The sequence below is a fragment of the Flavobacterium sp. 11 genome (assembly GCF_002754315.1).
GTDB lineage: Bacteria > Bacteroidota > Bacteroidia > Flavobacteriales > Flavobacteriaceae > Flavobacterium > Flavobacterium algoritolerans.
Window position 1 is genome coordinate 2,397,644 of the sequence record NZ_PEFE01000001.1, and the last position, 12,818, is coordinate 2,410,461.

At 33.0% G+C, this 12,818-nt stretch carries 12 protein-coding genes; 6 read left to right on the top strand and 6 right to left on the bottom strand.

Features of this window, described 5'->3' with window-relative positions; genetic code table 11:
* Position 1: 1 nt before the first annotated feature.
* The 6 genes from CLV00_RS10400 to fahA form a co-directional block, all read right to left on the bottom strand.
* The gene (locus CLV00_RS10400) at positions 2–1,138 is read right to left on the bottom strand and encodes an aspartate aminotransferase family protein (RefSeq protein WP_099715140.1); all 1,137 of its coding nucleotides are present in this window, start codon (positions 1,136–1,138) and stop codon (positions 2–4) included.
* Positions 1,139–1,220: 82 nt separating this feature from the next.
* Entirely contained in the window at positions 1,221–2,198 is a 978-nt protein-coding gene (gene argC / locus CLV00_RS10405; protein ID WP_099715141.1) for an N-acetyl-gamma-glutamyl-phosphate reductase, read from the bottom strand.
* Positions 2,191–3,384 (bottom strand): argininosuccinate synthase, encoded by a 1,194-nt coding sequence (locus CLV00_RS10410; RefSeq protein WP_039110645.1) that lies wholly within the window; start codon positions 3,382–3,384, stop codon positions 2,191–2,193. The genes argC and CLV00_RS10410 overlap by 8 nt, the downstream gene beginning before the upstream one ends.
* Before the next feature lie 4 nt (positions 3,385–3,388).
* Positions 3,389–4,006, bottom strand: a complete 618-nt coding sequence (locus tag CLV00_RS10415) for a GNAT family N-acetyltransferase (protein ID WP_099715142.1) — start codon at positions 4,004–4,006, stop codon at positions 3,389–3,391.
* Between the two features lie 470 nt (positions 4,007–4,476).
* Positions 4,477–5,661 carry a hypothetical protein gene (locus CLV00_RS10420; RefSeq protein WP_099715143.1) on the bottom strand — a complete coding sequence of 395 codons (1,185 nt, stop codon included), beginning with the start codon at positions 5,659–5,661 and terminating at the stop codon, positions 4,477–4,479.
* 155 nt (positions 5,662–5,816) lie between these two features.
* Positions 5,817–7,100 (bottom strand): fumarylacetoacetase, encoded by a 1,284-nt coding sequence (gene fahA, locus CLV00_RS10425; RefSeq protein WP_099715144.1) that lies wholly within the window; start codon positions 7,098–7,100, stop codon positions 5,817–5,819.
* Between the two features lie 108 nt (positions 7,101–7,208).
* Here fahA and glyA point away from each other — a divergent pair, with 108 nt between their 5' ends.
* From glyA to CLV00_RS10455, 6 genes are all read left to right on the top strand, one after another.
* Complete coding sequence (gene glyA, locus CLV00_RS10430; protein ID WP_099715145.1) at positions 7,209–8,483, top strand: serine hydroxymethyltransferase; 1,275 nt, start codon at positions 7,209–7,211, stop codon at positions 8,481–8,483.
* A 124-nt stretch (positions 8,484–8,607) separates the two neighbouring features.
* Positions 8,608–9,201, top strand: coding sequence for a tRNA-(ms[2]io[6]A)-hydroxylase (locus CLV00_RS10435; protein ID WP_099715146.1), 594 nt, complete (start codon positions 8,608–8,610; stop codon positions 9,199–9,201).
* 198 nt (positions 9,202–9,399) lie between these two features.
* Positions 9,400–9,960 (top strand): AraC family transcriptional regulator, encoded by a 561-nt coding sequence (locus tag CLV00_RS10440; RefSeq protein WP_099715147.1) that lies wholly within the window; start codon positions 9,400–9,402, stop codon positions 9,958–9,960.
* Positions 9,961–9,989: 29 nt separating this feature from the next.
* Positions 9,990–10,442, top strand: coding sequence for a response regulator (locus CLV00_RS10445; RefSeq protein WP_233206883.1), 453 nt, complete (start codon positions 9,990–9,992; stop codon positions 10,440–10,442).
* Between the two features lie 10 nt (positions 10,443–10,452).
* A complete protein-coding gene (locus CLV00_RS10450) occupies positions 10,453–12,249 on the top strand; it encodes an ATP-binding protein (RefSeq protein ID WP_099715149.1) in 1,797 nt (598 codons plus the stop codon).
* A gap of 18 nt (positions 12,250–12,267) precedes the next feature.
* On the top strand, positions 12,268–12,765 hold the full coding sequence (locus CLV00_RS10455) for a GNAT family N-acetyltransferase (RefSeq protein WP_099715150.1): 498 nt from the start codon (positions 12,268–12,270) through the stop codon (positions 12,763–12,765).
* The last annotated feature ends 53 nt before the right edge of the window (positions 12,766–12,818 follow it).

A 12,818-nucleotide genomic window follows, 5' to 3' on the forward strand; every position in this document is an offset into this window, starting at 1 on the left:
ATCATTTCAATTCTGCCAATGTTTCTTTTAAAGCTATAATAAAGGTGTCGATTGCTTCCTTCTTGATTGTCAATGGAGGAAGGATTCTTAATAAGTTTTTATTATTAGCATTTCCTGTAAAAATATGTTTGTCGATAATCATTTTTTTACGAAGTGTACTTACGTCAAAATCAAATTCTACACCTAGCATTAATCCTCTGCCTTTTACTTGGAGAACTTCAGGAACTTGTTTGATTGCTTCTAAAAAATAGGCGTAAACGTCATTTACGTTATCCATTAATTTTTGGCTTTCAATTACGTCCAAAACAGCTATTCCAGCTGCACAAGCTAAATGGTTTCCTCCAAAAGTAGTTCCCAATAATCCATAACTCGCTGTGAACTTTGGCGAAATCAAGATTCCGCCAATAGGAAATCCGTTACCCATTCCTTTCGCCAAACAAATAATATCGGCTTTGATGTCATGATGTTGGTGTGCAAAAAACTTTCCGCTTCTTCCGTATCCGGATTGCACTTCGTCCAAAATCAAAACGGCATCGTATGCCGCGCATATTTTTTCTAATGCCTGAAAAAATTCAGTTGTACCTTGGTCTAAACCGCCAACTCCTTGAATTCCTTCAATAATAACAGAAGAAACATCTCCTTTTTTTAGTTCGTTTTCTACCAACTCGATATTATTCAATGGTAAAAAAGTAACGATTTGTTGCGCATTGATTGGCGCAACAATTTTTTTGTTATCAGTAACCGCAACTGCCGCCGAAGTTCTTCCGTGAAAGGAATTATCAAAAGCAATTACACGAGATTTATTGTTGTGAAAAGAGGCTAGTTTCAAAGCGTTTTCATTGGCTTCAGCTCCAGAACTGCACAAGAATAAAGTATAGTCTTCCAATCCGGAAAGTTTTCCTAATTTTTCTGCCAGTTCTACTTGTAATGGATTCTGAATCGCATTCGAATAAAAACCAATATTATCCAATTGATTTTTTAGTTTGGCTACATAATCCGGTTGGGTATGTCCAATGGAAATTACTCCATGACCACCATATAAATCTAAATATTCTACTCCTTTTTCATCTGTAATAGTACAATCCAGTGCTTTTACAGGAGTGATGTTGTATAATGGGTAAACGTCAAATAAGTTCATTTTCTTTTTTTGTTTAAATGGTTTAAGGTTTCAAGTTTCAAGTTACGTGTGCAACCTTAAACTTTAAACTTGAAACAAATTTTTAGAATCCAGATGGTTTCAAATGCAATCCCGTGGTTTCATCCAATCCAAACATTAAATTCATGTTTTGAATGGCTTGTCCTGAGGCTCCTTTTGTTAAATTATCAATTACTGAAGTAATCAATAGCCGGTTTCCTTTTTTCATTAAACTAATAATACACTTGTTAGTTTGTACCACTTGCTTCATATTGATTCCGGTTGTCGTAACCGTTACGAAAGGTTGGTCTTTGTAAAAAGCCTCATATTTAGCTACTACATCTTCCAAGTTTTCTTCGATTGTTGTGTATAATGTTGCAAAAATCCCTCTTGCAAAATCCCCTCTGTTGGGTACAAAAATCAATTCGTTTGTATAATCCGCTTGCAATTGGTTGACACTTTGGTTTATTTCTCCCAAATGTTGGTGTTCAAAAGCTTTGTAATGCGACATATTGTTCGATCTCCAGCTAAAATGCGTCGTTTCCGAAGGTGTAACTCCGGCTCCTGTACTTCCCGTTGTGGCATTGATATGAACGTCAGTCGTAAGCATTTCGTTTTTGGCCAATGGCAATAATGCTAATTGAATCGCTGTTGCAAAACAACCTGGATTTGCGATAAACTGAGCGTTTTTGATAACTGCTTTATTCAATTCAGGCAAGCCGTAAACGAAAGTTTTACTGTCAAACTCTTTGTCTTTTGTCAATCTAAAATCATTTCCTAAATCGATGATTTTGGTATGGCTTGCAAATTGATTTTGCTCTAAAAATGATTTTGATTTACCATGACCTAAACACAAGAAAACAACATTCACATTTGGATTTACAGTATCGGTAAAATTCATTTCGATATCGCCCATCAAATCATGATGCGCCACCGAAAGTGGTTTTCCAGCGTTTGTCGTGCTGTAAACAAAATCAAGTGTAGCATTGGGATGAAACATCAATATTCTGATGAGTTCTCCCGCAGTGTAACCTGAACCGCCAATTATTCCGATATTAATCATGTGTCAGTTTGTTTACAGATGAAAATATGTTTTGGGCATTCCCAAGAATTTTGATAAATCCTTTAGCATCGTCAGATGTCCAAGCGTTGTTCATTTCTCCATATTGTCCAAAACCGGTATTCATTAAATCATTTTCAGATTCAATTCCGTCCAATGTAAAGTGATATGGTTTTAGCGAAACGATAACCGTTCCGTTTACAGTCGTTTGAGTATCTTCTAGGAAAGCCTCGATGTTTCTCATTACAGGATCTAGAAATTGTCCTTCATGAAACAACATTCCGTACCAGTTTCCTAGTTGTTCTTTCCAGTATTGTTGCCATTTACCCAGCGTATGTTTCTCTAATAAATGGTGTGCTTTGATGATGATTAAAGGCGCAGCGGCTTCAAAACCAACTCTTCCTTTAATTCCGATTATAGTGTCGCCAACGTGAATATCTCTACCAATTGCATACGCGCTGGCTAATTTTTCAAGAGCAACAATATTTTTTGTTGGTGTGTCCAATGTCCCGTTGATGCCTACTAATTGTCCTTTTTCAAATTGTAGTGTTACTTTCTCTTCACCAGTTTTTTGCAATTGAGAAGGATATGCTTCACTTGGTAAAGTTTGATTTGAGGTCAATGTTTCTTTTCCGCCTACGCTTGTTCCCCACAATCCTTTATTAATGGAATATTGTGCTTTTTCCCAAGAATAATGAACTCCGTTTTTAGATAAATAATCAACTTCTTCCTGTCTTGATAATTTTAAATCACGAATAGGAGTGATGATTTCAATTTCGGGAGCAATGGTTTGAAAAATTAAATCAAAACGAATTTGGTCATTTCCTGCACCGGTACTTCCGTGGGCGATTGCTTCTGCACCAACAGATTTTGCATATTTAATCGCTTCGATAGCTTGAAAAACACGTTCTGCACTTACGGATAATGGATAAGTATTATTTTTTAATACATTTCCATAAATCAAATATTTAATGGCTTTATCATAATATTTATCTACAATTGTAAGATTTGCATGTTGCGCACTTCCTAATTCGTAGGCTCTTTCTTCAATAGCGGCTAGTTCAGCTTCGTCAAATCCTCCAGTATTTATAAGAACGGTATGAACTTCATATCCTTTTTCGTTTTTTAAATATTTCAGGCAATATGAGGTATCTAATCCTCCACTATAAGCTAATACAACTTTTTTCATGATATTATTTTTTTAAGAACAAGGCTTCTTTAATTGATTTTAATCGGTTTAATACTCTGACATTAAATGGGTGTTTAGGCGGATCTTTAGGCTTTTCTTTTGGGTCATAAAGCATTCCGGTACACAAACACATTTTGTTGTCTTTACTTTTTAGGATTTCATAATTGGTGCACGTTTGACATCCTTTCCAAAAACTTGGGTCGCTGGTCAATTCTGAAAAAGGAACAGGTTTGTACCCCAAATCGGAATTTATTTTCATTACCGCTAAACCAGTAGTGATTCCAAAAACCTTAGCGTCTGGATATTTCTCTAATGAATAGTCAAAAACAAATGATTTGATTTTTTTTGCTAAACCTAAATTTCTGTAATCAGGATGTACAATCAATCCAGAATGTGCTACAAATTTTCCGTGTTGCCAACTTTCGATATAGCAAAAACCGGCAAATTTCCCATTATCTAATGCGATAACGGCATCTTTACTTTCCATCTTTTTTTGGATGTATTCAGGAGTTCTTTTTGCAATCCCAGTACCTCTCAATAAGGCGGACGATTCAATAGTATCGCATATTTCTTGCGAATACTTATAATGTTCTTCCTGAGTTACAATGATAGAAATTTTCATTTCAAGCGATTATTTTGAGTTAAAAAATGATTCGTGTATTTGTTTTTGAAATGCATTTTCGCCAAATTCAAATATAATACTAAAACAGTCGATTGTTGTGCAATAAATTGAACTACAATACGATAGTGATAAATAAGTATTAATTTTTGGATATATTAATCCAATGGAAAATAGCGGTAATTTCAAAACGGAAAAAATGAAAAATGAATAAAGATACGAAACAGCTTTTGGGTACTATAGGGATAGTATCCGTACTTCGGGAGAAGTAGTAGGTCTGTTTGTCCGTGACAAAGAAGTTATATGTAAACTTATTTTATTCATTGGTGCAAAAGTACACATATTTTTAAAACACAACACTAATTTTGTGTTTTGTAACAAAATTTTAATGTATTGTTGATTTTTTAAATTGAAAAACTCCTTGATAGGCTTAATTATCAAGGAGTTTTATGTAATAGTATTAATTTAAAATATTAGTTTCTAAACCTGTTTCTGCTGATTACATCTTTTATTTTGGCTTTTAAATCTTCTCCGGTATCATAAACCATTTGTTCATTGCTAGGAAAAGCTACCGCTCTTTTGTCAAAATAAGAGTAATAATTATCGTCAGAAGCGCGTCGATCACCTTTATATGTTGCATAAATATTTTCGAAAATAAACTCACTGGCTATTGGGAAAGATTGTAATAATTGATTGCTTTTAAAGTTGATGTAATCTACTTTGGCAGTAATTTGACAGGATTTAAACTGTCTGAATTCATAAATACGTACTGTTGCATTTCTCATATCATCCACCATCACCACTTTGCCTTTTTCGTCCAAAACTTCTTTTCCGTTGGCGTCAATCAGTTTTTTGACACCATCTTTTATAATGCGGTCTTTTACAAACTCTCTTTCTTTTATTTGCTCAGGCGAAATATAAATATGTCTAAAGTTAATTACCATTCCATAATCATAATCAATTCCTTTTTGTTTGTTGCTGTGGTAGACTGTCCATTTGTCGTTCAATCCATAGGTGCTAAAATCCAATAAGTCATTTTGAAGACGAACCGGGATAATCATATTCGTTTCGTTTTTGGTGTAAACCGATACATAATCAGAACCTTTAAATTTAGCTTCATCCATGAGTTGTAAAACGTTTTTATAATTTGGAGTTATTTGGTTTAAATATTCCATATCATCATACGCTTTTCGGTAATTCATTTTGTCTGAAGTTCCCATTAATTTTTTTGCATTAGCATACAAGTACGCTGATAAGGCATTTTTGCTGTCAATGATTTGGTCGTTATAATTATCAAATGGAAAAATAGCATTTCGTCCTTCTTTAAGTAGTTTCAAAGGAAGTAACGGTTTAATTTTTTCCTGACGGGAATTCAATTGTAAATACGTGTTGTACATTTTTTCCAATTGAGCAGGATTAGCATCTTTTGCTAATAAATTAATGGCATTTAAATCACGTTCTTTTGCTTTGGCGAAAGCCTCTTCCAGCAAGTAAACATAATCTTGTTTGCCTTTTTTATCTTTATTGGTTCGCAAATTTGAAACGGCATTATCAATTGCTTGGTCGTAATTTCCAGAGCTTAATAAATTTTGGGTTTGTTTCACGCCACAAGAGGAAACAAGGAGAAACAGGGATAATAAAAGAGTAATTTTTTTCATAAGCTTACAGTTAAGTAAATGATTTTTCGAAATTGTTTCTACTGTTTTTAAGCAGTTTTACGGGTTTTGAATTTTAAAATCCAAAAATAATGCCATAAAAAAACCTAACAAAAATAGAATAAATGTTAGGTTTTAAAAAGTGTATTTCTAATTTTTTATTGTCTCACAAAAGGAGGCAGTAATTTGCTGGAAACTTCACCAAAACCAATTCGGACCTGACCATTTTGGCAAAAACCTTTCATGATTACGGTGTCATTGTCATTGATAAATTTACGCTCTGTTCCGTCGCCCATTTTTATTGGATTTTTTCCGCCCCAAGTTAATTCTAACATGGAACCAAAACTGTCTTCAGTTGGGCCGGAAATAGTTCCTGAACCCATCATGTCACCAGAATTTACACGACATCCATTAGAAGTATGATGTGCTAATTGTTGGCACATTGACCAGTATAAATATTTAAAATTAGAGTGCGAAACTACTGTTGGTTTTGCATTTTCAGGCTGAATTGCCACCTCTAAATTGATGTCAAATGAATGTTTTCCTTTTTGTTGCAAATAGGGAAGTGGAGTAGGCTCTTGTTTTGGTCCTTTGGTTCTAAAAGGTTCCAAAGCATCCATAGTAACTATCCAAGGGGAAATTGAAGTTGCAAAGTTTTTCGCCAAGAATGGTCCTAATGGTACATATTCCCATTTTTGAATGTCGCGGGCACTCCAGTCATTCAATAAAACCATCCCGAAAATATAATCTTCAGCTTCAGTTACAGCAATGTTTTCTCCCATTATATTTACATCCGTAGTAATAAAAGCAGTTTCAAGTTCAAAATCTACTGAACGTGAAGGTCCAAAAACTGGCGTGGTTTCTCCGTTTGGTAACGTTTGTCCCATTGGTCTGTGAACCGGAATTCCTGATGGAACGATGGTAGAACTTCTGCCATGATAGCCCACAGGAATATGAAGCCAGTTTGGTAATAATGCATTTTCAGGGTCACGGAACATTTTTCCTACATTAGTTGCGTGCTCTTTACTGGAATAGAAGTCAGTGTAATCACCAATAAGTACCGGTAATTGCATTTCAACATCTTCCATTTTGAAAATTATTATATCTCTGTCTTTTGCATTATCTTGTAGTTTCGAATTTGTCACATCAAAAAGCTCCGCAATTCGGTTTCGAACCAAACGCCATGTTTTTTGACCATCAGAAATAAAATCATTCAAAGTATCCTGCATGAACATATCATCCGTCAGTTCAATACCTTCAAAATAATTTAATTGTTGTAAAGCTCCCAAATCGATTGCGAAATCTCCAATTCTTGTTCCTACGGTTACAATGTTTTCTTTGGTAAGGAAAACTCCAAAAGGAATATTTTGAATAGGGAAATCACTGTTGACAGGTACTTCTAGCCATGATTTTCTATTGGTATCGTTAGCTGTTATTGGCATATTTTGTTAATTATTTTGTTAAAAAATTACTCATCAAATATATTATAATCTAACTATTAACCAAACGTTTTTTTGTATTTTTGCATCAAATTAACGAAAATCAAAAAAATGCAACGCGACGAACAAATTTTTGACCTTATTCTAGAAGAACAAGAAAGACAAATTCACGGATTAGAACTTATTGCTTCGGAAAACTTCGTAAGTGACGAAGTAATGGAAGCAGCTGGTTCTGTTTTAACTAACAAATATGCTGAAGGATATCCTGGCAAAAGATACTACGGCGGTTGTGAAGTAGTTGATGTTGTTGAACAAATTGCTATTGACAGAGCCAAAGAATTATTTGGAGCTGAATATGCAAATGTACAGCCGCACTCTGGTTCACAAGCTAATACAGCGGTTTATCACGCTTGTATCAAACCAGGTGATAAAATTTTAGGTTTTGATTTGTCTCATGGAGGACACTTAACCCACGGTTCACCAGTTAATTTTTCGGGACGTTTATACACACCTTCATTTTATGGTGTAGATAAGGAAACAGGAAGATTAGATTATGATAAAATTCAAGAAATTGCAACTAAAGAACAACCAAAATTAATCATTGCAGGAGCTTCGGCTTATTCTCGTGATATGGATTTTGAGCGTTTCAGAGTAATTGCTGACAGTGTTGGTGCTATTTTACTAGCTGATATTTCTCATCCTGCCGGACTTATTGCAAAAGGATTGATGAATGATCCATTGCCTCATTGCCATATTGTAACTACTACAACACACAAAACGTTACGTGGTCCTCGTGGTGGTTTGATTATGATGGGTAAAGATTTCGAAAATCCATTTGGTTTAACTACACCAAAAGGAGAAATCAGAATGATGTCTTCTTTATTAGATTTGGCTGTTTTTCCTGGAAATCAAGGTGGTCCGTTAATGCACATCATTGCTGCAAAAGCAGTAGCTTTTGGTGAAGCTTTGAAAGATGAATTTTTTACATATGCTTTACAATTACAAAAAAATGCTAACGCTATGGCGGATGCTTTTGTAAAAAGAGGATATGAAATCATTTCTGGCGGAACAGACAATCACATGATGTTGATTGATTTAAGAAACAAGAATATTTCTGGAAAAGATGCTGAAAATGCATTGGTAAAAGCAGAAATTACCGTAAATAAAAACATGGTTCCATTTGATGATAAATCACCATTTGTAACTTCAGGTATTCGTGTAGGAACTGCTGCTATTACCACTCGTGGTCTAGTTGAAGAAGATATGGAAACTATTGTTGCTCTAATTGACAGAGTATTGGTAGACTACACTAACGAAGATGTTATCGAAGCTGTAGCTAATGAAGTAAACGAAATGATGAGCGAAAGAGCTATTTTCGTATACTAAAAAGTTCAAAAAAGTTTAAAGTTTAAGGTTTAAGGTTTTGTGTTTACGGAAAGTGATCGCAATTTTTTAAACTTTAAACTTTTTTTATTTTAATGTAACTTTAAACTTTAAACAAATTGTATAAATGTCTGTACTAAGATTAAAATTACCAACGGATCCAAGATGGGTCAATATTGTAGAAAAGAACATTGAGGAAATCTTGACAGATCACGCTTGGTGTGAACAAAAAGCTGCTACAAATGCCATTACGATTATCACAAACAATTCAGAGCATCAAGATTTAGTGAAGGATTTATTGGCTTTGGCCAAAGAAGAAATCGATCATTTTGAGCAAGTTCACAATATCATTATTAAGCGTGGCTTGAAATTGGGGCGTGAACGCAAAGATGAATATGTGAATGAATTGTATTTGTACATGAAAAAAAGCAGCGATGGAAGCAGAGTTTCCAGTTTAGTGGAACGGTTATTGTTTTCAGCAATGATAGAAGCCAGAAGTTGTGAGCGTTTCAAAGTACTTTCGGAAAACATTCAAGACGAAGAATTATCTGTTTTTTACAGGGATTTGATGGAGAGTGAAGCAGGACATTACACTACTTTTATTACTTATGCAAGAAAATATGGAGTAGGAATTGACGTTGAAAAGCGTTGGAGAGAATGGCTCGAATTTGAAGAAAATATTATAACAAATTACGGTAAAAATGAAACAATTCATGGGTAGTTTTTTATTATAGCCGATTTTAGTTCTAATTTTTAGTAAATAATGAACGATTTAAGAACCTTAATAATCAGTTATTTATATTTATTGCGTTTAAAAGAAGACAATGTTTTGTATTTAAAATAAATTATTTGTTACCAGATTAATATTTTTTGATTTACATTTATGATTTAATTTTAACCTTAACACTTGTTTATTGATATGAAACTCAATTTTAATTATGATGGAAATATTGCTTGTAAGGCAATATTACAAGATCAATTAGAAAAATTCGATATTAAATATCAACTGTTGGATTTAGGACAAATTGAAATTGGAGATAGTGTTTCTGAAGATGTTTTGGCAGAACTTCAAGTAGGTTTAACAAAGTATGGCATTCAGATTATTGATAATCCAAAAGGACAATTAATCCAAAAAATTAAAGACGCTATAATTGAGATTGTATATGAAAAAGAGAAATTTCCAAACATAACGATTTCTCAATATTTATCGGATAAACTGAACTTTAGGTACGGTTACATTACTAATGTTTTTTCGGAATATACATTTACATCTATTGAGAATTTTATTATTATTCAAAAGATTGAAAGAGCCAAAAAACTTATAATTGAAGAGAAACTTACGTTAACCGAAATTTCTCATGAGTTAAACTATAGTAGCGTAGCTTACTTATCAACTCAATTTAAAAAAGTAACAGGACTAACACCCTCAATGTTTAAAAGGATAGTAGGTAAAAAGAGAGAGTTATCTAATAATGATTAAATAAAAATTAAAAATATACCCTATATTTTATGATTACACACCAAGATTCAATGCATATTCTTTTAGCTGACGATGACGAAGATGATCGCACTTTTTTTAGTGAAGCTATACAAGAGCTTAAAATGAATAATAAGTTGACTCTATTTAAAGATGGTAATGATCTAATGGATTATTTAGTGCATCCTGAAATTAAGTTGCCTCATGTTTTATTTCTAGATTTGAATATGCCAGGAAAAACAGGAATTGACTGTCTGAAAGAAATTAGATCAAACACTCGTTTTAAAGATGTTTCGATTGCCATATATTCTACCTCTTCATCAGAAAAAGATATTGAAGACACCTTTATTGAAGGAGCAAATATCTACATTAAAAAACCCAATGATTTTTCTAAACTAAAAAAAGTAATCAAGGAGGTTGTAAATATGAATTGGCAATTTCATACCTCAGGTTTAAATATCGAGACTTTTTTCTTTAGCATATAATAAGGAATAAATGAAAATTCTTGGACTATATAAAAACTCACAAGTGTTTAAAATAGCTTTAGCTATTGCAATTGTTGTTGTTTGTTATATAGCCTCGATGTTTTATTCCCAAATGAAAAAGCTTGATTCAACGGTTGAATTAATTGCAAATTCAAATGAAACGCAACTCGAATTAGAAAAACTGTTATCCGTAATGAGTAATTACGAAACGAGCCTGCGAAGTTATATTATCACAAAAGATGCTGCTTATATACAAGATCGTTTTTTGAGCAGGGGTAAAATTGAAGAAAGCATTACAAAGCTTAGGTTGTTAACTGCAAATGACACTGCCAGATATAATGATATAGACCGATTAAAAAGACTTATTGATCTTAGATTCAAAATATTCAGGAAGACCTTACTTCTTGCACAAAGTAAAAATTCGGGTCCTGTAGCGATAAATGCAATGTTATTGGAGAACAGTAATGTTACTGAAATGATGAAATCCTTTGTCACTAAAATTATATTTTCTGAAAGTGCAAAAACGGAATTTGAAAACAATAATCATCAGTTTGAATTACAAGATTCAATCATTACCGCTTTTTTATTAGTTATTCTTTCGCTAATGATATTATTACTTTCGTTCCAAAAAATGAATGTTGATATTGATGAACTCAAAAAGGCGAATGATCAACTAAAACTGCTGAATGAGTCCTATAATTCTGCTGAAATGACAGCCAGTTTCGGGCATTGGATGACTAATTTAGAAACTAATACCTATACTTTTTCAGATAATTTATTTCGATTGATGGGAGTTGAACCTAATTCTTTTGAACCAAATTTAGAAAATTCAATTAAATATATTCATCCGGATGATTTAGAATATGTGACTAAAGTACATACTGATTCTTTGGTTAATCATCAATCTACCTCAACGATTTTCCGATTTTTGACTCCAAACGGTGATATAAAATATATTATGGGCGTTGGTAGTTTTACTAAAAACGGTAATGGAGATTTGATTAAAATAGGCGTTAATTATGATATTACAAGCCAGTATAATAAAACACTCGAGCTTGAAAATAATAATAAAGAACTAAAATATATAAATACGGAACTCGAGGCTTTTAACAATATTGTAAGTCATGATTTGCAGGAGCCACTTCGCAAGATTCAAATGTTTATCTCCAGATTAGAAGGAAAGGAATCGGACTTGCTTACCTCTCAAGGGAAAGAATATTTCTCAAAAATTCGCGTAACTGCAAATAGAATGCAGACCTTATTAATTGATTTAGTGAATTATTCCAGAACAATAAAAGGGGATAAGGTTTTTGTAAAAACGGATGTCAATAAAATTATTGAAGAAATACTTCAAGATTTATCGTCTAATATTGAAGATAAAAAAGCCATTATCACAATTGGAAATTTGCCTACAATTAAAGCGATACCTTTTCAGGTGAAGCAGCTTTTTATAAATTTAATTTCAAATTCCCTTAAATACAGTAAAGAAGATATTGCTCCAGAAATCAGTATTGCTTCTAAAAAAATTACAGAAAAAGAAATGCTTGATTATAAAATCGCCAATAAAAAAGATTACCATAAAATTGTCATTTCTGATAACGGAATTGGTTTCAAACAAGAGTATTCAGATAAAATATTCCTATTGTTCAAGCGATTGGAAACGGATCCTAAATATTCTGGAACTGGACTTGGTCTGGCTATTTGCAGTAGAATTGTAGATAATCACAAAGGATTTATAAAAGTAAAAGCAAAACCAAATGTAGGTGCTAAATTTTATGTTTTTATTCCAAAAGGAGATTTGCTTTAATTTCAATAATAAATCACAATGTTACTAATAGCTGACGCCGCCATACACGACTTTAAAACTATCCGAGAAATTGCCTATAAATCCTGGCCAATCGCTTACGGTTCTATTTTATCGAAAGAACAAATTGATTATATGCTCGATTTGTTCTATTCAGAGAAAACCTTACTTAAAAATTTAAACGAAAAAGGACATCGTTTTCTCTTGGTAAATGAGGGAGAAGTTTGTCTTGGTTTTGCTTCGTATGAACACAATTATTTAAACGAAAAATGCACTCGCCTTCATAAAATCTATATGTTGCCTGAGGCACAGGGAAAAGGAGCGGGTAAGTTGCTTATTGAAGCTGTAGAAAATTTTGCCAAGGAAAATCATTCGGTTGTAGTTTCATTAAATGTAAATAAATTCAATAAAGCCATTTCGTTTTATAAAAAAATAGGATTTGAAGTAGTTTCAGAAGAAGAGATTCTATTGGAGCATGGCTACAAAATGGAAGATTACAAAATGGAAAAGAAACTTTAATTATCCTATTGTCCTCATTACCCAACGCTTTTTATCTCATAATTTTACAACAA

Bases quoted from the DNA above. Each gene is read 5' to 3' on its own strand.
- CLV00_RS10400 (WP_099715140.1), bottom strand. From the start codon at position 1,138: ATGAACTTATTTGACGTTTACCCATTATACAACATCACTCCTGTAAAA.
- argC (WP_099715141.1), bottom strand. From the start codon at position 2,198: ATGATTAATATCGGAATAATTGGCGGTTCAGGTTACACTGCGGGAGAA.
- CLV00_RS10410 (WP_039110645.1), bottom strand. From the start codon at position 3,384: ATGAAAAAAGTTGTATTAGCTTATAGTGGAGGATTAGATACCTCATAT.
- CLV00_RS10415 (WP_099715142.1), bottom strand. From the start codon at position 4,006: ATGAAAATTTCTATCATTGTAACTCAGGAAGAACATTATAAGTATTCG.
- CLV00_RS10420 (WP_099715143.1), bottom strand. From the start codon at position 5,661: ATGAAAAAAATTACTCTTTTATTATCCCTGTTTCTCCTTGTTTCCTCT.
- fahA (WP_099715144.1), bottom strand. From the start codon at position 7,100: ATGCCAATAACAGCTAACGATACCAATAGAAAATCATGGCTAGAAGTA.
- glyA (WP_099715145.1), top strand. From the start codon at position 7,209: ATGCAACGCGACGAACAAATTTTTGACCTTATTCTAGAAGAACAAGAA.
- CLV00_RS10435 (WP_099715146.1), top strand. From the start codon at position 8,608: ATGTCTGTACTAAGATTAAAATTACCAACGGATCCAAGATGGGTCAAT.
- CLV00_RS10440 (WP_099715147.1), top strand. From the start codon at position 9,400: ATGAAACTCAATTTTAATTATGATGGAAATATTGCTTGTAAGGCAATA.
- CLV00_RS10445 (WP_233206883.1), top strand. From the start codon at position 9,990: ATGATTACACACCAAGATTCAATGCATATTCTTTTAGCTGACGATGAC.
- CLV00_RS10450 (WP_099715149.1), top strand. From the start codon at position 10,453: ATGAAAATTCTTGGACTATATAAAAACTCACAAGTGTTTAAAATAGCT.
- CLV00_RS10455 (WP_099715150.1), top strand. From the start codon at position 12,268: ATGTTACTAATAGCTGACGCCGCCATACACGACTTTAAAACTATCCGA.